22 protein-coding genes and 2 pseudogenes are annotated in these 20,119 nt (G+C 32.8%); 18 read left to right on the top strand and 6 right to left on the bottom strand.

The genetic code is table 11. The features are described 5' to 3' along the window. Positions 1 to 39: 39 nt before the first annotated feature. Positions 40 to 639, top strand: coding sequence for an undecaprenyl-diphosphatase (locus NSQ40_RS13365; protein WP_018765976.1), 600 nt, complete (start codon positions 40 to 42; stop codon positions 637 to 639). 285 nt (positions 640 to 924) lie between these two features. On the opposite strand, the gene NSQ40_RS13360 is transcribed toward NSQ40_RS13365, so the two are convergent. Next, complete coding sequence (locus tag NSQ40_RS13360) at positions 925 to 1,248, bottom strand: hypothetical protein (RefSeq protein ID WP_018765975.1); 324 nt, start codon at positions 1,246 to 1,248, stop codon at positions 925 to 927. Between the two features lie 170 nt (positions 1,249 to 1,418). On the opposite strand from NSQ40_RS13360, the gene NSQ40_RS13355 reads away from it, so the two are divergent. Next, positions 1,419 to 1,544, top strand: a complete 126-nt coding sequence (locus NSQ40_RS13355; RefSeq protein WP_003207249.1) for a hypothetical protein — start codon at positions 1,419 to 1,421, stop codon at positions 1,542 to 1,544. Positions 1,545 to 1,930: 386 nt separating this feature from the next. Beyond that, positions 1,931 to 2,764: an adenosylmethionine decarboxylase gene (speD, locus tag NSQ40_RS13350; RefSeq protein WP_033797625.1), complete on the top strand. Its 834-nt coding sequence runs from the start codon at positions 1,931 to 1,933 to the stop codon at positions 2,762 to 2,764. Positions 2,765 to 3,483: 719 nt separating this feature from the next. Here the strand turns inward: speD and NSQ40_RS13345 are convergent. Then, positions 3,484 to 4,434: a nucleoside hydrolase gene (locus NSQ40_RS13345; protein ID WP_003197967.1), complete on the bottom strand. Its 951-nt coding sequence runs from the start codon at positions 4,432 to 4,434 to the stop codon at positions 3,484 to 3,486. A gap of 514 nt (positions 4,435 to 4,948) precedes the next feature. On the opposite strand from NSQ40_RS13345, the gene NSQ40_RS13340 reads away from it, so the two are divergent. Next, a complete protein-coding gene (locus NSQ40_RS13340) occupies positions 4,949 to 5,686 on the top strand; it encodes a YrrS family protein (protein WP_033797624.1) in 738 nt (245 codons plus the stop codon). A 105-nt stretch (positions 5,687 to 5,791) separates the two neighbouring features. Here the strand turns inward: NSQ40_RS13340 and NSQ40_RS13335 are convergent, their stop codons facing one another. Next, a complete protein-coding gene (locus tag NSQ40_RS13335; protein WP_003197962.1) occupies positions 5,792 to 6,316 on the bottom strand; it encodes a GNAT family N-acetyltransferase in 525 nt (174 codons plus the stop codon). 90 nt (positions 6,317 to 6,406) lie between these two features. Between NSQ40_RS13335 and NSQ40_RS29465 the strand changes: the two are divergent. Both NSQ40_RS29465 and NSQ40_RS13330 read left to right on the top strand, forming a co-directional pair. Further along, positions 6,407 to 6,523, top strand: a pseudogene (locus NSQ40_RS29465) (DUF1453 domain-containing protein); the annotation flags it as partial. Positions 6,524 to 6,603: 80 nt separating this feature from the next. Continuing rightward, on the top strand, positions 6,604 to 7,110 hold the full coding sequence (locus NSQ40_RS13330; protein ID WP_018765970.1) for a DUF3189 family protein: 507 nt from the start codon (positions 6,604 to 6,606) through the stop codon (positions 7,108 to 7,110). Between the two features lie 34 nt (positions 7,111 to 7,144). Here the strand turns inward: NSQ40_RS13330 and NSQ40_RS13325 are convergent, their stop codons facing one another. Continuing rightward, positions 7,145 to 7,855 (bottom strand): hypothetical protein, encoded by a 711-nt coding sequence (locus tag NSQ40_RS13325; RefSeq protein WP_003197958.1) that lies wholly within the window; start codon positions 7,853 to 7,855, stop codon positions 7,145 to 7,147. A 563-nt stretch (positions 7,856 to 8,418) separates the two neighbouring features. Here NSQ40_RS13325 and NSQ40_RS13320 point away from each other — a divergent pair. The 3 genes from NSQ40_RS13320 to NSQ40_RS13310 all read left to right on the top strand — a co-directional run bounded on the left by NSQ40_RS13320 (position 8,419) and on the right by NSQ40_RS13310 (position 11,799). Next, positions 8,419 to 9,624 (top strand): MFS transporter, encoded by a 1,206-nt coding sequence (locus tag NSQ40_RS13320; protein WP_003197956.1) that lies wholly within the window; start codon positions 8,419 to 8,421, stop codon positions 9,622 to 9,624. A 203-nt stretch (positions 9,625 to 9,827) separates the two neighbouring features. Next, on the top strand, positions 9,828 to 10,733 hold the full coding sequence (locus tag NSQ40_RS13315; RefSeq protein ID WP_003197954.1) for a glycerophosphodiester phosphodiesterase: 906 nt from the start codon (positions 9,828 to 9,830) through the stop codon (positions 10,731 to 10,733). Positions 10,734 to 10,944: 211 nt separating this feature from the next. Next, positions 10,945 to 11,799: an alpha/beta fold hydrolase gene (locus NSQ40_RS13310; protein ID WP_097787278.1), complete on the top strand. Its 855-nt coding sequence runs from the start codon at positions 10,945 to 10,947 to the stop codon at positions 11,797 to 11,799. 82 nt (positions 11,800 to 11,881) lie between these two features. On the opposite strand, the gene NSQ40_RS13305 is transcribed toward NSQ40_RS13310, so the two are convergent. Continuing rightward, complete coding sequence (locus NSQ40_RS13305; protein WP_018765964.1) at positions 11,882 to 12,349, bottom strand: DUF2306 domain-containing protein; 468 nt, start codon at positions 12,347 to 12,349, stop codon at positions 11,882 to 11,884. A 323-nt stretch (positions 12,350 to 12,672) separates the two neighbouring features. On the opposite strand from NSQ40_RS13305, the gene NSQ40_RS13300 reads away from it, so the two are divergent. After that, positions 12,673 to 13,197 (top strand): GrpB family protein, encoded by a 525-nt coding sequence (locus NSQ40_RS13300; RefSeq protein ID WP_003197949.1) that lies wholly within the window; start codon positions 12,673 to 12,675, stop codon positions 13,195 to 13,197. 249 nt (positions 13,198 to 13,446) lie between these two features. Here NSQ40_RS13300 and NSQ40_RS13295 read toward each other — a convergent pair. Beyond that, a pseudogene (locus NSQ40_RS13295) lies at positions 13,447 to 14,751 on the bottom strand (aminotransferase-like domain-containing protein); the annotation flags it as partial. Between the two features lie 139 nt (positions 14,752 to 14,890). Between NSQ40_RS13295 and NSQ40_RS13290 the strand changes: the two are divergent. The 8 genes from NSQ40_RS13290 (at position 14,891) to NSQ40_RS13250 (ending at position 19,976) form a co-directional block, all read left to right on the top strand. Continuing rightward, positions 14,891 to 15,349, top strand: coding sequence for a GNAT family N-acetyltransferase (locus NSQ40_RS13290; protein WP_003197946.1), 459 nt, complete (start codon positions 14,891 to 14,893; stop codon positions 15,347 to 15,349). 31 nt (positions 15,350 to 15,380) lie between these two features. Further along, the gene (gene cutA / locus NSQ40_RS13285) at positions 15,381 to 15,719 is read left to right on the top strand and encodes a divalent cation tolerance protein CutA (protein WP_033796183.1); all 339 of its coding nucleotides are present in this window, start codon (positions 15,381 to 15,383) and stop codon (positions 15,717 to 15,719) included. A gap of 178 nt (positions 15,720 to 15,897) precedes the next feature. After that, a complete protein-coding gene (locus NSQ40_RS13280) occupies positions 15,898 to 16,344 on the top strand; it encodes an NUDIX domain-containing protein (protein WP_258248397.1) in 447 nt (148 codons plus the stop codon). 414 nt (positions 16,345 to 16,758) lie between these two features. After that, entirely contained in the window at positions 16,759 to 17,034 is a 276-nt protein-coding gene (locus NSQ40_RS13275) for a heterocycloanthracin/sonorensin family bacteriocin (protein WP_258248398.1), read from the top strand. Between the two features lie 379 nt (positions 17,035 to 17,413). After that, on the top strand, positions 17,414 to 17,860 hold the full coding sequence (locus NSQ40_RS13265; protein WP_003207257.1) for an NUDIX domain-containing protein: 447 nt from the start codon (positions 17,414 to 17,416) through the stop codon (positions 17,858 to 17,860). 465 nt (positions 17,861 to 18,325) lie between these two features. Next, positions 18,326 to 18,589, top strand: a complete 264-nt coding sequence (locus NSQ40_RS13260; RefSeq protein WP_098715782.1) for a heterocycloanthracin/sonorensin family bacteriocin — start codon at positions 18,326 to 18,328, stop codon at positions 18,587 to 18,589. 167 nt (positions 18,590 to 18,756) lie between these two features. Further along, on the top strand, positions 18,757 to 19,779 hold the full coding sequence (locus tag NSQ40_RS13255) for a serine hydrolase domain-containing protein (protein ID WP_098715781.1): 1,023 nt from the start codon (positions 18,757 to 18,759) through the stop codon (positions 19,777 to 19,779). A gap of 53 nt (positions 19,780 to 19,832) precedes the next feature. Then, positions 19,833 to 19,976 carry a hypothetical protein gene (locus NSQ40_RS13250; RefSeq protein ID WP_003197930.1) on the top strand — a complete coding sequence of 48 codons (144 nt, stop codon included), beginning with the start codon at positions 19,833 to 19,835 and terminating at the stop codon, positions 19,974 to 19,976. Positions 19,977 to 20,119: the final 143 nt, after the last annotated feature.

Here is a 20,119-nt window from a genome sequence, read left to right as displayed (position 1 = left end):
TTAAAGTACGAATGTAATGAAAATAAGGAGAGGGTAGATATGAACTACACAGTATTTCAATGGATTAATAATTTAGCGGGAACCTCAATCATTTCAGATAAGATCATGATTATGATTACGAATAGCGCGCCTTACATGGCGATTCTTTTTATGCTTATTTTATGGTTTAGTAATACTAAAAAAGAAATGGCGATTCAAAAACAATATACTGTTGTATATACTGTTCTTACAGTCGGAGTTTCATTGCTGTTAAATGTTTTCATTCATGCAGTATATTATCATGCGCGACCTTTTGTAACTTATCATGTTCATCAATTAGTGCCACATGCAGTAGATTCATCATTTGTAAGTGATCATTCTGTACTTGTATTTTCAATAGCATTTACGATGCTATTGAGAGGGGAAAGATTAAAATATATTGCATTAATTTGGGCCGTACTAGTTGGAGTTTCACGTATTTACGTTGGTGTCCATTATCCAGCAGATATAATTGGTGGAGCATTCCTGTCATTTATAACTTGCGGCATAGTAATGCAAAGTACGCGAAAATTAGAACCATTAACACAAATGGTATTTGTAATTTATGCATCCATTGCAAAACGAATTCCATTGTTATCGAAATATAACCATACACATTAATCATACAAGTTACTAGAAAAAGAACCTATTCGTAAATGATGGGTTCTTTTTCATGCATACAAACATTAATTTCACGCACTGTATTTAATTGGAAAATAAAAAATATTAGGGCTCGTTAGAAGATATATAGCATGTGTAACTTTTCGTGAAAATTTTTTCGAACGAAATGTACGATGCCTATTGAGCATGAAACAGTCATATGTTCTGTGAAAATTCCATTGCGAAATAAGAGATTCCAGCGAATATGTTAGTTAATAGGAATCTCTCACTTCAAAATGGGATCATTCAATGACCTGTATACTTCATCCATCCACTCTCTGATCGCTTTGCTTTAAATTTACCGTAAGATAAAAGTTTCATCGCTGAACGAGTAGCTGTGTGAAAAACTAAGATCTTCATCCATTCATCTTCCATTTCACTAGGATAAGGGGTGGACTCGTAAGCATAATAAGCAGCCATGATACAAGGAACTACTTGGTCTGGTTCAAATTCATATGCAGTTGCATCATCGATAATTAAATCAATGATGCGCTTGTTTCTTTCTTTAACGTCTTTCTGGATTAACTTTTTTACCGCTTCTGGTACTAACTTTAATATTTCATTTTTCATAACAGTCACCTCATTCTTTAGCATGTCCAAATCGCTTGGAGAAATATTGAAAACATTGTGTTAAATCGGATTGCGTAAGTTGAACGGGACTATACTCATGAAATTATCAGTATGAAATAGTTCCTTTTGTACAAAATAGGTACGAACGTTTATAAGAGGAGGGATCATTCATGACGAATCGGAATGATAATCGAAAACAAAAAAGCAACTATCCAAATAACCTAAAAAATGATACTGAATTCTCAAAAGATGTAAATATTAGAAGTGAAGTAACGAAAAAAGATTTAAAAAAGTAGTGTTTTGATTTGGAATATAATTGAGAGTAATTATAAAAATCGGCGCAGTATTTAATTAGTTTTAAACATAGAAAAAAGAAAAGATGTGTAAGCTAATCTAAGTTTACACATCTTTTCTTTTTTGATGCATTTACTCACAATGGTTTCTTCATTCAAATTTTACATAGCTGCTATTCTAAATTTCAATTACCGTATTTTTACAATAAAATTAAAATAATCCATAACAATATAATAATAGCCATCACCAACGAATTAGAAATAACTTGTATATTACAAGTAATCTTAATTCAAAAAGAGGATGCATGAAAAAATTGTAGAATGGAACTATATTTCATAAAGGATTTATAAAATAGTATTGATCAGAAAAAAGAATGGGGCATTTTATCATGAACCTAACACCAGAACAAAGGATTCAATTACATGGTTTTAATAACCTCACAAAATCATTAAGTTTTAACATGTATGATATTTGCTATACAAGAACAAAAGAAGAACGAGAAGCTTATATAGAATACATAGATGAACAATATAATGCAGACAGATTAACTAAGATTTTGAAAAATGTCTCGGACATTATAGGTGCGCATGTACTGAATATTGCTAAACAAGACTATGTACCACAAGGGGCGAGCGTAACTATATTAGTATCAGAAGGTCCCGTGGTAGAAGTGCCGACAGAATCATTCACTGAATCACCTGGACCTCTTCCTGATTCAGTTGTTATGCAGTTAGATAAAAGTCATATAACGGTTCATACGTATCCTGAATATCATCCAGATGAAGGTATTAGCACTTTTAGAGCGGATATTGATGTAGCTACATGCGGTGAAATCTCACCTCTTAAGGCTTTAAATTACCTTATCCACTCATTTGATACAGATATTATGACAATTGATTACCGCGTTCGGGGATTTACAAGAGATATAACAGGTAACAAGTTATTTATTGACCATGAAATAAGTTCTATCCAAAATTACATTCCAAATAATGTGAAAAATCTCTATGATATGATTGATGTCAATGTTTATCAAGAGCATATCTTTCATACAAAATGTAAACTAAAAGAATTTGACTTAAACAACTATCTATTTGGATATACACAAGAAAAATTATCCGTAAAAGAACAAGAGGAAATTACAAAAAAATTAAAAACGGAAATGGATGAAATATTTTACGGAAAAAACATGAGTCATGGATCAATGGGAGAAAGTTTTGAATGATGCCTCTTTTTAGGGAAATACAAATAACTCCTATGTCACCTTAGCAATAAAGTAAACAAGCTGGACATCCTTAGTGTGTGAAAATCCAGCTTGTTTACCTTTTTATTTTGCTTAATGTGTGAAATTTGTATTTTGTTGTTGGTATCACTAATTCTAGAGGGATAAATACTCAAGCAAGCAATTTCACGCACTGTATTTGTATAATAAATAAATCAAATAAACAAATTAGCATAAACATCTAGTTTGTATGAATACCACTGGTTTATCCCGCTATTTGTGGGCAGTAATACTCCCACCTCAAAATCCGGCGAAAGCATTGTCCAGCTCTAGCGGCTAGAATCTCCGGTCGTTTCGCCCTCTCGGACGAGGCAAAAAGCGCCTCTCTGTCGGGGGTTCCAACGCCCTGCGATTCTGAGCGAGCCGCTTGCGCTTTTCTAAAAAAGTTAGGTGGGAGATAAACTGCCCGTAAAAGCCCGATTCGTTCAACTAATAATCAGTGGGGGATGAAGAAAACCCCCACTGATTAAAGTTTCACTTTATGGGAAAGAGACAGGATTGCTGTTATAGATCGCAAAGTAGAAACACAGAGATTTGGCATCCCTGTGTTTCTTGAAGTTTCCTTTGATTACTCGATAAAGAGAACCCTGGGATATACCGGTTACTTATACAATTTTTTGTGGATATTTCTTGAAACAGTTTTATCTCTCAACGAAAGAATGCTACAGCCTTCTCCTTAGGAACGTTTCCATAATATCATTCTTGAATTTTTCATAATCAAACTGAAAAACTACATTATGCGTTTTATAACCTGGATTAGTCACAAAACGAAAGTCTGCAATGCTTTGACCGAATCCTTCCCCTTGATCGGGAATTACTTTGATGGGTACTCTTGAAAGACCAACAGCCTCTTGATTCAGCAAATACCACACTGTTACAAAATCATGCATAGGGCTTCCTCCTATACCGGGATTCGACTTGGAGTAGAAATTATAATAGTAGTCTAACATAGGCTTGATGATGAGTCCTGCAATATCCTGTGTCTCCCGATGAAATGCATCGATTTGTTGGACCATTTCGGGTGTAACAACCGCATGTTGAGTTACATTTAACGGAATAATTGTCAAGTTCTTCGCATGCTGCAGAATTAAGTTTGCTGCATAAGGATCCGCATAAAAGTTAGCTTCAGCCACCGCAGTCACGTTTCCTGGATAAAAAAAAGCTCCGCCCATGCAAATGTATTCTCTTACATTCCGCATTGTTTCTAAATTTAAAACAAAGGTCGTAGCTAACGAAGAAAGTCTTCCCAAATTGATAATTGTAAGATCATCTAAATTTGAATTTATAATTTGGTAAATATCATTTAAGGGATAAACTGGATAAGAAATTTCAGGTGGAATGATAGGTCCTAACCCGACTTTTCCATGTACCTCAGGAAAATACTGAACCAATATACCCGTTAACGGTACAGAAGCACCAAGGAATACAAGTATCTCTTTTTTTCCCGCAATGTACTTCAAATAGTTAATATTTCTTATGGCATTCTCTCTTGATACATTTCCATAATCGGCTACAATCCCTAAAATTTGAATATCTTTACGAAAAAAGGTGTACAGGATGGCAAATGCATCGTCAATTCCCAAATCTGTAAACAGGAGAACCTTTTTTGGCATGTGTATTCCTCCAAAAGTTATAGAGTTCTATTTTCACTAAGGATGTAGTGAGTAGGCTTGTACATATATATTTTATGTATTCCTATAGAGTGAATTCTATTCATATGTAGTTAAAATAGAACATCATTAGGAAACTTACGGTGTTAAGGTGAGTGTATTATGCCCAACTTTTGTAGATACACCAATAATTGTAAAATATTTTTATAAAAGTAGATGAATTCTTAGAGTGGTTGACGCTTTTATTAAAAATAGTAGAAACATTCTAGCTTAACATTAATTTTGTTGTTGAAATTCTGAATATTAAAATGTAATATAAAAAAAGCGTGTTTAACAATGTACTTATTTTAGGTAAGAAAATGTATTTACAATAAAGGTGTGTGTAAGTGATAAGGAGGAAGGGATTAACAACTATACAGATGAATTTTAAAGTTCATCAACATATAAGCTTACTGGATTCTAAAATAGTGAACAAAGCATACAGTTTCACTGTAAAAATTACATGGAGGTTTCAGAAATGGGAAATGAAGGTAGATTTCAAGAAAAGCAACAAGTCCGTCGACAACGCAGTGTTGTTAATATTGGATTAAGTTTAGTATTATTGACAGTCAGCATGGTATCTTATCAGTTATTTTTTACTGATCAAACAAAAGGAAAAGAACATCCAGAAGAAAAGAAAGTAGCCCAATTAGCATCTAAAGAGGCGAAAAACAATAAATTAGAGGAACGAAAAACAAAACAATCAGAAGCAGACTCATCAAAGGAACAAGCAAACAAAGAAAGTGAAAAACAAGAATTAATAGAACTGCAAAATCAAGAGAAAGAAAGCCCAAAAGTACAGGAAAAAGAAAAACAGAACAATGAAAATCTAGTAAAAAAACAAGAAGAACAGCAGGATAATAAAATTGAAGAACAGAAGGCTAATGTAGAAAAAATAAATAAAAATCAATCAGACAGAGATGCAAATCAAACAGAACAAAATAAGCAATGGAATCCAGTTGGTACAGAGCAAGGGGCAAAACCTGCCATGCAATTTAAAGAGGGAACGACAGATTGGAATGAGATGAAAAAAGCAATTTCCTACGCTGTTGATGTTTCTGAATCACAACTCATTTATGATTTTATTGGAAATAACGGAACGAATAAGGCCTATGGTAATGTGCGAGATAAGCAAAGCAATAAAAAATATAAAGTGTATATTGATTGGATTGAAAATAAAGGTTGGAAACCAGTATCTGTTCAAGCTGTGAAATAATTATACCGACAGATATTCTGCCAAAATTCAGCAAATAAAGCAAAGACTCTCCCAAGCGGAGAGTCTTTTATATGAGTTATTATTTTTGATATCTTTGCTGTTTATTTATGTGGTTTCTTTTCGTTTATCAAATGCAAACAGGTTAAGTTCTTCAGAATCATTGGCCAGCTGCATCGATCGTTCAAACCGCAACCCTACTTTTTCAAGAAGTTTGGCTGAAGCGTGATTGTCTGGAGTAGTAATCCCCACAATACGATTTAGCCCCAATTTATCTTTTCCATATGCCATCACCGCAGAAGCTGCTTCATAGGCGTATCCTTTAGCCCAATACTTTGGGAGAAAGGCGAATCCAATATCTACATCTTCCAAGGAATCTCTTTTTACTAGACCACAAATTCCAATCGGAACATGATCCTCCTTCCTTTCTACTAAAAAAAGACAGAAACCAAATTGCTCATACATGCGAATCGGTCCATTCAAAATATAGATCCTTGCATCTTCTAACGTTCCCACACCGCGATCTCCTATAAATTGTAACCAAGAGGGTTGATTCACAAGCTCAAGGATAAACGCCGCATCGTCGGTTGTTTGTAGGCGAAGAGTAAGACGCTCTGTTTCGAGAATATTCAAAAGAAATACACCTTCCTTTCAGTATTATATTCTATCTAGATATCATAATCGTATATTAACTTAAAACTCAAGGGTATTTTTTCGTGAGGTACACATTATATGTTAACCGTTGTAACAAACGCTTTTTTATGTACGCCACTTGGTACAATAATTAGTAGAAGATATTATATTTGGAGAAAATATCACGAATTAACAAGTAAGTTATAAAATCAAAGCCTTTCTTGATTAGTAAATGATGAAATGGTGATACTAATAACTATGAAACGTTTATGATAAGGGATGGTATTATGATTTTTATTTATACAGATTTTGGCGGAACACATACAACTTCACTTGCAGCAGCATATCATTTAAACAAACTCCCCACTGATCGAAGACTGACAAAAGAAGAAATTTTAAATGTCGACTATTTTAATAAGCTTAAAACGTCTGATATGGGAAAAATAATTTTTCATGGAAGGGACGAAGGAGGAAATCCGGTTTATACAGTAGGACACGGGACATCAAAAGTAGTTGTTCCATCCATGAAAAATTTAGCGGAAATTCTTCAACATCAGTATCAAAACAATGAAAAAATCATTTTTTCAAATACTTCACCAACAGTTCCACTTCCTATGACGTTTGGAGGATTGTTTTCAAGAAGATTACATATTGATTTTATTGGTGTTCCCTTACTCGTATGGGGAGCAAAACTGTGTTGTGATAATATACAACGACTTGTTGATTATACAAAAGAAGCGGGTAGAATGACTAATGATTATGTTGTTATTTTAGAGAATGAAACTTTCAAATAAAAAATGCAGGATTTATTGGAATCCTGCATTTTTTCTATATCAATTCAACTTTTTTTCGAATGACAATCTTATCAATTTCGTCTTCTTCATCCCCAATATATAAGCCACGTTCTTTTAAATATGTTTCAAAATATAAATCTGCTTCTGCACGTTCATCATAAGGTTTTACAGATAAAACAAATCCTAATTTATTTTGTTCCTCTAAATGAGAAGTAGAGATATAAGCGGGGGTATTATGACGTAAGAATAGCTCCTTAACAGGAATTATCATATCCTTCATTAGCTTTGATAACATGCTCATTTCAAAATCAAAGTTAAATCGATCAATACTAGATATGTCAGCAAATACCACCCCAATAAAGCCTGTATTAAATACTTCTTGAAATTCGGCGTCTTGCTTATCATAAAAATTCTTTTCAATTAAGTAATTTTTAAAATAAGCAACACCATCAGCTTGTTCAAAAGGTTTTGTTGAAAGAACAAAACCTATCTTCCTTTGTTTATGTAAATACACACAAGACATATGTGCAGAAATATTATGCTCTTTAAATAAAGAACTTGTTGCGCCTGCAAGGCCATCTAATACATGATGGACAATTTGAAGCTTTTTACGGGCAAAATAATAGGATTTTTTTTGTAGTTCCAATGTATCAATAAACACAGAACCGATAAAGCCTGTATTTGAGATAGTAGGTGTATGCTTTTTTCTTCCTCTGCGTTTGTTTTGAGCCATTGTAAAAATCATCCCTTCAAGTACGATTGAAATAAAAGAACGTTTGTTCGTATATTTATATTTTACTATTTAATCGTTATAAAGTAAAGGGATTTTTACCGGAAAAACATAAAAAAGACACCTTTTAAAAAGTGCCCTGAATGCGATAGGGAAGAGGATTCAACCCATTTTATTTACGATTTATATTATGAAACAGAGACACGTTCTTCTGCATCTTCTACATCTAAATGACAATCCATTGTACGTACATCTTGATCTTCATGACTTCCGAAATAAATAGTAATTTTCATATGTATCGCTCCTTTATTCTAGGAATACCTAAAATAATTACTAGTAATGTTACTGCCTATTATATACCACTTTTTCCATTTCGACAATCTTATCCAGTTTATAATTTTATTTTGTAAATATTAAGAATATTTGTTACGATACACTTAATTAAATGTAAGGAGGAATTAACATGTTAAAAACTTTAAAAACATTCTCAAGTAAAGGAAGAGGAGTGCATAGTATTTAAGCTAACTTAACACTCCTGCTTCCGCGAAGAATATAAATATTGGAAAGTAGGAGAACGTTTGGATAAGTATACGCTGGCAAATCATAATATTTCTATTTTATTTTGGGTACATTTTTTTGGAACAATTAGTTTTTTACAAGCAGTTATGACGTTGTTTTATGTGGAAAGAGGATTAACTCCTTCAAATATTTTTATTGTATTGATGTGCTGGAGTGGAGCGGTTTTAATTGGAGAAGTACCAGCAGGTATTTTTGCAGATCGTTTCAGTTTAAAACTCTCTTTTATAACAGGCGCTTGCATAAAAATTATAAGTATCTCTATTTTGTTCTTTGCTGATAACATATGGCTATTTTGTTTATATAGCTTATTGAATGGTTTATCAGTCACATTTTTTTCGGGTGCTGATGAAGCCTTAATATACGAATCTTTAAAAGAAACGAATGAACAACATCTTATGGATAAAGCGATGGGAAAAATTCAATCCGCTAGCTTTATTTCAATGTTGATTGCCGTTATTTTCGGATCTTATTTTGCGAAAGATTTGAAGGAAGAGCAATTCTTTATTTTAATTACACTCGGACTTCTTTTTCATTTCGTAGAATTAATTTTACTTTTATTTATAAAAAATCCGGCGGTGGAATTTGAATATAATGAGTCAGCTTATTCACAAGTAATCGAAGGAATACAAGTTATCCGAAGAGCACCTCAATTACTTATTATGTTCTTAAATATATCGCTTGTATTTATTCCAGCGAGTGCAGTTTTTGACAACTATGATCAATTACTTTTGAAAAATGCAGGCGTGCCCGTATTTGCAATTGGCATATTATATGCAGTCGCTGCAATAGGCGGATATTTTGCATCCATTTCTATAGGGTGGTTAACCCGAAAATTCTCTCGTATATTTTTATTAAATCTTTCAGGTGCATTAGCTGTCTGTGGATTACTATTAGCAGCGTGCTTTGGAAATACGTTGTGGAGCGTTTTAGGAGCATTTATTATATTACGATTTGTAAGAGCAATAAGATATCCGATTTATTCACAGCTGAGTAATGATATAATTCCATCACATGTACGTGCAACAACAATTTCATTGTTATCAGTACTAGATTCTGTACTGGATTTAATTATTTTTGGTACGTTATCTATACTTGCTGTATACGGGTTACCTGTTATGTTTATGGGTTGTACAATAATTGCACTGATAGGTACTTGCTTACCGATTAAAGGTATAAGAGAAGTGCCTAAAAATATTGAATCGTAAATCTGTTTTAAGGCGACCATTCTTTAAGGTATATCCAAGCCTTAGAGGATGGTTATTTTTTATCAAGACATTAGCTATCCAGTTGTTTATTTTGTAGACTGAATGATTTTGTTACAAAGCTTTAATAACATATTTATACGTGCTTAAATTTTATCGTGTAACATATATAAATAGAGTATAAGATTAGGAGTTAAAATATCACTATGAAAAAAGCACTTATTACTACAACTGTTTGCATCTTGATAGGAATAAGCATTGCTATTCTACAGCAAACAAAAGAAAAAAATTATATAAAAGCTAAGAATCAATCAGATCATGTCATAACAATTGCCCATAGAGGGGCATCTGCATATGCTCCAGAACATACAATATCAGCCTATAAATTAGGTCAACAATTCAAAGGTGATTATATAGAAATAGATCTTCAAATGACAAAGGATGGACACTTAATTGCTATGCATGATAATACATTAAATCGAACAACAAACGGATCAGGACTTGTTAAAAATCATACATTAGAAGAAATAAAAAGACTTGATGCTGGTAGCTTCTTTAATAAAAAACATCCCAAGCTATCAAAAGAAGAATTTAAGGACGTAAAAGTACCAACGCTTGAAGAGATTATTGAAACGTTTGGCCATGATGCTCGTTATTATATTGAAACAAAATCACCAGAGGACTATCTAGGAATGGAAGAAAAGCTTTTAGAAATACTGAATCGATACCAACTAAGTGATCCCGCTATTGTAAAGGAGAAAATAATCATCCAATCATTTAGCACAGAAAGTTTAAAAAAGATTCATAGTCTAAATTCTAGCATTCCGCTGGTGCAATTATTAACACACAAAAAAGCAGTCAGACTAACCAATGAAGACTTAAAGGCATATAAAACTTATTGTGTAGGCTTGGGCATGAACTATACATATATGAATGCTACCGATGTTCCAAAAATACAAAAACAAGGCTTAGAAGTTCACCCATTTACAGTAGATAAAGAGGAAGATATGAAAAAAATGATTGAATGGGGTGTAAATGGGATGTTTACGAATTATCCGGATCGTTTACAGCATGTAATTTTATCATTATCCATTAGTAATGAAATAGATTAACCTAAGTTACAAAAATATAATATAATTAGCAATGGGGTTAAGCCTCTTATTCATTTCTTATAAGGAGAGTGCTTATTATGATTATTAAGTTCATTCGTTTCCGTTAATTTCAGGTACATTTCTATTCGTTCATTTTTCTAAAGGGAATTTTGGGCTGTCTTGATGTACCTTTTTTCAAATGACCAAATTCGAATGAAATGAGGAATGAATTATGAAAGAAAAGATAAATAAAATTAATGGAATTGATATATGCACAGAGAGTTTTGGAAATCCTAATCACCCAGCGACTTTACTGATTATGGGAGCAATGTGTTCGATGGTTTACTGGGATGAAGAGTTCTGTAAACGATTAGCAGATACAGGGCGATACGTTATTCGATATGATCATCGAGATGTTGGACGTTCCGTTACCTACAAGCCAGGAAGTTCTCATTATACTGTGATAGACATGGCGGATGATGCTGTTGGAGTACTCGATGCATACGATATTAATCATGCACATATTGTAGGAATGTCTTTGGGAGGTATGATTGCTCAAATTATCGCAGTAAGGCATCCTCAAAGAGTCCTAACAATGACATTGATTGCATCAAGTATTTATGGGTCTGATGAAAACAATCGGAATTTACCTCCAATGGATGAAAAAATTCTTGCTTATCATGCGAATGGAAGTAAATTGGATTGGACAGATAACGAATCTGTTGTGAATTATTTGGTTAGAGGATCAGCATTACTCTGTGGACCAAAGCATAAATTTGATGAGCAAAGAGTTACGAAGCAGGTAACAAAAGAAATAAAACGAGCAAACAATCTACTCAGCATGTTTAATCATGCACTGCTTAAAGGTGATGATTACTATGAGGGGAAATTAAAAAAAATAAATATATCTACTTTAGTTATTCACGGCACCGAAGATACGGCACTTCCGTATGAGCATGGCTTAGCTCTAGCGAATGAAATTCCTAATGCGTCGTTACTACCACTAGAGGGAACGGGGCATGAAATTTATTTTGATGATTGGGATAATATAATTAACGCTATTTCGAAACATACTTCAAGAGTGTAGGGAATTACACAGTCAAAATAGACGATTTAAGAAGTTTTCTGCTCCTTAGATCGTCTATTTTTTCAAAGAGGAATAGAGCTTTTTACTTGTTTGTATGCTTTTTATATTTTTTTATAACCATTATTGTAAGTGGGGTACCAATCAATGTTGGTAAAAACCAAAACGATAGTGTAGGAAGTAAATTTAATATCGGTATAGAATTCCCTATGTTCACTAGAAGAGCCGTTACAGCACCTATATATGAACCTAGCATACCTCTAATATGATGATGAATCCAATTTTTCCAGCGTCTTTTTCTTGCAAGATAGCCATAAATAGCAAATGAATAAGAAAAAAGTGCGACATAAAACAAATAAGCAATCTCATTCCAATGTAAAATAGACAATATAATTGCAGTGATGAATATTACAACGTAAGATGCATGATAAACTTCACCCCATTCTGTATGAGTTCCTTTTCTCTTTTTTGCAGACATTGCGACAGCTCCTGAAATTAAACATATGATCCCAAATAGAATATGAATTATTAAAAGTATAGGAAAGATATCCAATATACTTCCTCCTTTGCCATTTTAATATTTTTGGTTTGTTAAAGAAGAGATGAAATACATCTTTGATTCAATTTAATATATTGAAATTAAGGTGTTTGTAGAACATCTTCTAGCAATAATAATTTTCATCATATTTTGTTTGCTGATATAAAATGTATATTGTAAATTAAGAAACTACTTCATATTTGAAAAGATATTATAGTTCTAAAAAAGGTGTAAAATAGAAACTGCTTTTGCAGAAATTCTAGGGCTTGATGAGGATTCGTATGAGCAATTTATTATATTTGGAAAAAAATTAAATTATGATAAGGAGGTATATAATAATGGCTGAAAAAACGAGAATAATAGAAATCATGTCTTATAATCCTGAATGGAAAATGGAGTTCAAGAAAATCAAAATAATGATTGAAAGTTATATCGGCGATTTAATTTTAAGAATTGAGCATGTAGGTAGTACCTCTGTTGAAGGGTTAGCAGCAAAACCAATTATTGATATTGATGTAGTTATAGAAAGTTACGATCTATTACCTGACATTATAGAACGATTAGAAAAAGAAGGTTATCACCATCAAGGAGATCTAGGTGTTGAAGGACGTGAAGCTTTTCAAAGAAATAATGAAGATAATTTTATGAAATACCACCTCTATGTCTGCCCGAAGGATGGGAAAGGCTATTTAGAACATGTCGCTTTACGGGATTATTTATCAGCAAATGAGGGTGCACGGAAAGAATATGAAGAACTGAAATATCGATTAGCTGAGAACTATCGATATAATATTGATGGTTATTGTGAAGCTAAAACTGATTTTGTAAAAGGGATTTTGAATAAGACGCTTTATATAAACTAAAAAGAAAAAGTGGGAATTACTACTTGTAATAGAAGAACAAATAGAATCTAATTAAATTGGAAATTCCAAAAATATTTTCATCTTTCTTATATACCAATATGGTTAAACAATTATAAGTTAACTCAAAGATTTGATTTGGACAGTTTATGAAAAGGTAGAGAAGAATGTATCAGGAAGTTGTCAACACCTAACATATGAATGTATGAGTACCCGCTTGAAAGTCCTCTTCCTTAAATGAAGAGGACTTTTCTATGGTTCTATTAATTCCCTAACAATTTGACTTATCTGATAGATTCCTTGCGTAAGATCTTGGACAGGTACATAGCCATACGATAAACGAATATGTTGATCAGATTCCTCTTCATAAATACGCCCTGGGTTAAGAAGAATCCCTTTAGATAATGCTTTTGAAAATAGTTTTTTCATTGAAATTTTAGGTTGTATCTTTAACCATATAAACAATCCTCCGCTAGGGGCATTCCATGTTGCGATGTCTTTACAATACAGGTCCAGCGCTTGTATCATGATTTTTCTTCGTTCTTTCAGCTGCAATCTCACGGACGCTACATGTTTTTGATATAAACCACTAGACAACCATTCAGCAGCAACTATTTGTGATAATGAACTAGATCCATAATCTGTTTGCATTTTTATGTCTGATAATCTTTCAATCACAGGTTCTGGACCAATTACCCATCCAATTCTTAATCCAGGACTAAGTGTTTTCGATAAGCTACCGACATACAATACGTGCCCATTTTGATCCATTGCCTTTAATGGTAGTGGAGGTAGTTCATCAATCCATAATTCACGATAAATATCATCTTCAATAATAGGAAGTTGTTCTTTTTCACAAACATTCATAAGTTCTTTCCGTCGACTTTCCAACATTAAGACACCTGTTGGATTGTGAAAACAAGGGATAGAATATAAAATGTTTTTCGTTTTATTATATTTACTTCGTCTAGACAAATCGCTTGGTACGATACCACACTCATCCATCGATATTCCAGAAAGATGTATATCTGCTGATTGAAATACATGAAGCGAATATAAATATGAAGGTTTTTCAAGTAGAACTGTGGATTCCCTATGCAAAAGACCAACTGATATTAACTGTAGTGCTTGCAATGCTCCGGAAACGATTAGTATAGAAGACGGAGATGTATGAATACCGAATGATTTCACATAATCACTTATTGTCTGGCGTAAAGGGAAAAGTCCTTTTGGTTCTTCATATCCGAAAGTATCTAGTTCCTTAGACACATTATGTATAACTAATTTCATTGTTTCTAACGGAAAAATATCAGAAGAAAGTTCACCTTTACTAAGTTGAATAAAGTCTTTGTTTGATTCGATTTCATTAATTTCTTGAACAATTAATTTACTTGGTTTATGTACTCCTGTTTTTACATACTCGTTCCAATTAGGTGGAGGATTCGTTGCTAATAATGACCATGTATTATTCATTACAATTGTTCCCATACCCATTTGTCCTCTAAGTAAACCGTCTGCTGTTAGTTCTTCTAACGCTATAATTACTGTACTTCGATTCTTTTAGAGAGGAAATGATAGCGAATCGTTGAATATATAGGAAGTGTATTCGAACTATTAAAATCTGATAAAGAAACAATTATGAAAGAAAGATATTTTTTAAATAGGATAATTTGTTATTCAAAAAGGAGTCCATACGATGAATATCCAATTAAAAATAATAACAAGAGATAACTGGGAAGAAGCACTGAAATTACAAGTATCGAAGAAACAAACTACATTTGTACCACCAGTAGCAGTATCACTTGCGAAAGTATATATTAAGCCGGATGGTGAAAATGTCGAATACATTCCATTAGCCATATATGATGACGATAGTATGATTGGATTCATTATGCATGCATTCGAACCAAATACATCGGACATGTATTGGATTAACGGATTTATGATTGATGAGCATCATCAAAGAAAAGGATATGGTAAAACTGCTTTAGCTGAAATGATTAAATGGATTACAAATGAATTTACGGAATGTAAGGAGATTCGATTAACTGTACATAAAGAGAATATTATTGCAAAGAGGTTATATGAAGGTTATGGATTTAAAAAACTTGATTATGTTTATGACGAAGAGCAAGTATATCGTTTATATGTCTAACTTTTATTTAGAAAAGGTTGTGATCTAGCGCATGGAATTTAATGAAGTAAAAATCGAAATATTTATCCCAGAGGAATATATTGAAACTCTACGAGATGAATTAAATAACATTCACGCTTGTAAGGTCGGAAATTACGATAACTGTCTATCTTACAGCACAGTTAAAGGGTACTGGAGACCTTTAGATAATGCAACACCTTTTGATGGAGAAATCGGTCAAATATGTGAAGGGCAAGAATGTAAAGTCGAAATAAGGTGTAAACAAGACATTGTAAAAGACACACTTACCATAATTAATCGAATTCACCCTTACGAAACACCCATGATTTATATCATGCCACTACTAAATGAATATTTTGGACAAGTTTAATATTCTCGGAGGATATCACTTTCAAAAAACATGAAGTTAGTATTGTAATTTTATTTGTTAAAGATTACTTAAAGGTGTATTCAAAATCTATTCACGATAGTTCTAGAAAAACAAAAAATAATAATAAAGACTTAATGAGAATACATGCTATGTTACTACAAAAGGAGGGAAATCTTAATTGAAAACAAAATTTCATCATATTGTAAGAGGGATAATTATAAAAGATAAAAAGCTTTTAATAGCAAACTACAAAGGGCATCACTCTTTTCTACCAGGTGGTCATGTTGAGTTAGGAGAATCTGCAGAATGCGCATTAATTCGCGAACTTAGAGAAGAACTGGACATCAATTGTGAAGTTAAGCGCTTTTTAGGAGTGATTGAAAACCGGTGGCAAGATAGTGAAATACTTCATTATGAAATTAATCATGTTTTCGAAGTTGATAGTAACGACTTACATAGTGATATAGAACCAATTTCTAAAGAGTCTCACCTAGATTTTAGTTGGATTATTCCTAATAATAAAAATCTAATTGCATATAAAATAATGCCTGAACCTTCAGTCCGAGGATTAATAGAAAAGGTGCAAAAAGAGGAATTATCAAGTTGTTGGCTTAGCAATTTATAAAATAACATGCAAGAGTACTACGTTGTAAAAAAACATGATATAAGTACCCTTTCTCGAAAAACTAATATACTCTTAGTTCATCTTTTTAAAAATTTAATATCTGTGTTTTTTTATGACTAAAAGATATCACGCAAAAAACTACCACGCTTAAGCTATAGAACTAGAAAATGATGACATAAAGCTAAATGTTATTGTTTAAATTCATATTTTATAATTTCCATTTATAAAAATGAGCCCATAGTAAAAACAACCTAAAAATAGGCATATGAACAAGGTGCATCATCTAGTGATAGGTCATATTTTGTTGGTGTACGTATTGAACTTAGTTTATAGCGCTATTTCTACTTAGATTTAACGAACAGAAATATAGGAAAGCATCGATGGGGTTTTAATTTATAAACGGAGGTCATGAAAATGAATGAGTTTCAACAAGAACTACAAGCGTTAAGCCTTAATGATTATCAGTCTGGAAATGTTGTGTATTGGGACCAGCAAAACCAATATCCATATTACTATATTGAAGATGATGCTCGTCGCTGTGGCGGTTGTGGCCGTTGCGGTGGATTTCGTTGCGGTGGATTCCGTTGTTTTGGTTGCTTAGGTTGCTTTAGTTGTTTTGGTTGTGGTGGTTGCGGTGGTTGCTCTAATTGTTTTGACGGTTTTAATGGTGCTACCTGGTGGGTCATTTAAATTCGTGACATAAATAAAGATATTTTTGAAAGAAAAGTGTATATACAAGTATGAACTGTAGAGACACTTTTCTTTCATTTTGTGAATTTAACAAATAAAAGGGCATCTTCTATTTTCGTCGAAATTAATATTTGATATAGCATTTCATATAGAGGTGAATGGTACATTGGATACATATCAAAAAATAGTTTCATGGGTAGAAGAAATAAAGGCACGGAATAAGAGATTCGTCTAATTGTACACAAAAAGAACACTCGGGCAAAAAGGTTATATGAAAGCTATCGTTTTGTAAATCTTGGTCATGTTTATGATAGAGAAGAAGTATACCGTTTACTTGTTTAACTTTAATTAAGAAAATGGATAAAGAGGAGAAACCTAATTGAAAACGAAATTTCATCATATTGTAAGAGGAATCATTATAAAAGATAACAAACTTTTAATAGCAAATTATAAAGGGCATCATTCTTTTCTACCAGGTGGTCATGTGGAATTAGGAGAACCTGCAGAATGCGCATTAATTCGTGAACTGAAAGAAGAAATAGGTATAGATTGTGAAGTTAAGCGCTTTTTAGGAGTGATTGAAAACGAGTGGCAAGATAGTGAGACTCTTCATTATGAAATAAATCATGTTTTCGAAGTCTATAGTAAAGACTTGCATAGTGATATAACACCGATTTCGAAAGAGTCTCACTTAGATTTTCATTGGATCATCCCTAACAATGAAAATCTAATTACATATAAAATAATGCCAGAACCCTCTGTACAAAGGTTAATAGAAAAAGTACAAAAAGAAGATTTATCAAATTGTTGGATTAGTAATTTATAAAGTATTGCTGAAGGGTATTGGCTACTTAAGTGTTAATAATACTGCATAGTACCCAACTAACTCTTAATAACTATTAAAGAAAGTCATCATCCCCATCAAATGAAATAATTGATTCACTTTTATTGTACAAAAGAAGTAAACCTCAGATTGTGCTCCTACAAAGAATATAAGATTCTCTCCTATATTTACAAATGAGAAATTTATATAATTTCATATTTGTAAAATTTCTTTTATCATCTCGTTTATAAAAACGAATCCAACATACAAGCTATCTAAAAATAGGCAACCGAACAAGGTACGTCACCCAGTAAAAGCTCATATTTTGTTGTTGTACGTATTGAAATTGGTTTCTAATTTCTATATTTATTGCTGTTTATTATGCCGATTAAACAAGTAATACCTATAGAAAAGCACCGATGAATTATGCTAGACAGAAACTTTAATTTATAAACGGAGGTCATAAACATGAATGAATTTCAACAAGAACTGCAATCATTGAATCTAAATGATTATCACCCTGGAAATGTTGTGTACTGGGATAATCAAAATCAATATCCATATTATTATGCACAAGAAGATGCTCGTCGCTGCGGCGGCTGCGGACGTTGCGGCGGTTGCGGCGGACGTTGTGGTGGTTGCGGCGGACGTTGTTTCGGCTGTTTCGGCTGTGCAGGGTGCGGCGGCGGCTGCGGAGGATGCTTTAGCTGCTGGAGCTGGTGGTTCATTTAACTTTGTAACATAAATGAAGTTATTGTATGAAAGAAAGGTGTATGTACATGTTCAGAGTGTAGAGACACTTTTCTTTCATTTTGTGAATTAAACAAATAAAAGGACATCTTCTATTTTCATCGAAATTAATATTTGATATAGCATTTCATACAGAGGTGAGTGAGACATTGCATACATACCAAAAATTAGTTTCATGGGTAGAAGATATAAAAGAACGGAATCATAGCTCTGCAGCAGCACTTTTTATTATGAAAGATAATGAAGTGGTACTTGAACATTATAGTGGAAATGATTCCAATACTGAAAACAGTGCCCCTATAACGGCGTCTTCACAATTTAATGTTGCTTCCGCTAGAAAGAGTTACTTAGGCTTAGCAATTGCTTATGCACTATATGAAGGGAAGATAAAGCATCTTGATGATTATGCAGCAAATTATTTTAAAGATTATGATGAGAATTTGCTTGGTAAGACAATCTTAAAACATTTAGTAACGCATTCACATGGTTTAAATGAAAAAGAAGACGGAACAATTTATCGAGAATTTGAACCTGGACAAGGGTGGGCATATCGAGATATTAACGTACGTATGATGACCCATCTTATTTATCAACTATATAATAAAAGTTTTCCTGCGTTATTAAAAGAACGTATCTTTATACCTGCAGGTTTTAAAGAAACAGGATGGAGAAAAAAGTATCATGAGAATTTGGTAAAGGTAATAGTAAATCCTCATGAAGAAGCAATATGCAGTACTGGAATATTAGATGATGGAACGGAAAAAAACCTTTTTGTTTCTGCTAGAGAATTCGCCTATTGGGGAAATTTACATTTAAATGAAGGATACATAAATGGAAAACAAATCGTACCGAAAGAGGTTATTAAAATTGCAACAAGTCTTCAAAGCCCAGAATACGAAAACACGGACTTACCACAAAACGGATGCTTCTGGTTTGTTCAAAACACACCCGCTATACAAAGCGAGCTTGGGGAAAGGGTACCTAAAGGCTCGTATCAAATATTAGGCATTACAGGACCCACCATTTTAGTCATTCCCAAGTATAATGTTGTCGTTGCCAAAATGTATAATAAAAGATATAACTATGGAGGAGACAACTATCTGTATTATTTACGAGAATTTAGCAATTTAGTCGCTGATACATTCGCGAAATCATCTTTTACATACCTGTAAAAATATTTGAATTGGGGTATAACTACTTTTATAAAGAAAAGGAGTGAACCCTTATGAAAAAACAAACGAATAAAAGTAAAAAACAAAACATCAACGACACAAGTGTTGAGCAGAACGCTATATATAGCGATCCAAAAGATGCTGCAAATATGCAAACTGTTCCACAACCAAAAGATTATGAGGAAATCGAATATTAATTTTTGTTTTTTATAAGACTTTTTTATGAAAGAAAAATACATCTTAAGCCCCATAAAAATAAAGACATCATTTGGTACTATAATGTATATAAGCATTTGAAAATGTCTTATCTTAACACAGCTTTTTACAATGAACCCGTATA

The sequence above is a fragment of the Bacillus sp. FSL K6-6038 genome (genome assembly GCF_038050455.1).
In the GTDB taxonomy this organism is placed as follows: Bacteria; Bacillota; Bacilli; order Bacillales; family Bacillaceae_G; genus Bacillus_A; species Bacillus_A pseudomycoides.
This window is presented reverse-complemented; position numbering and strand designations above follow the sequence as displayed.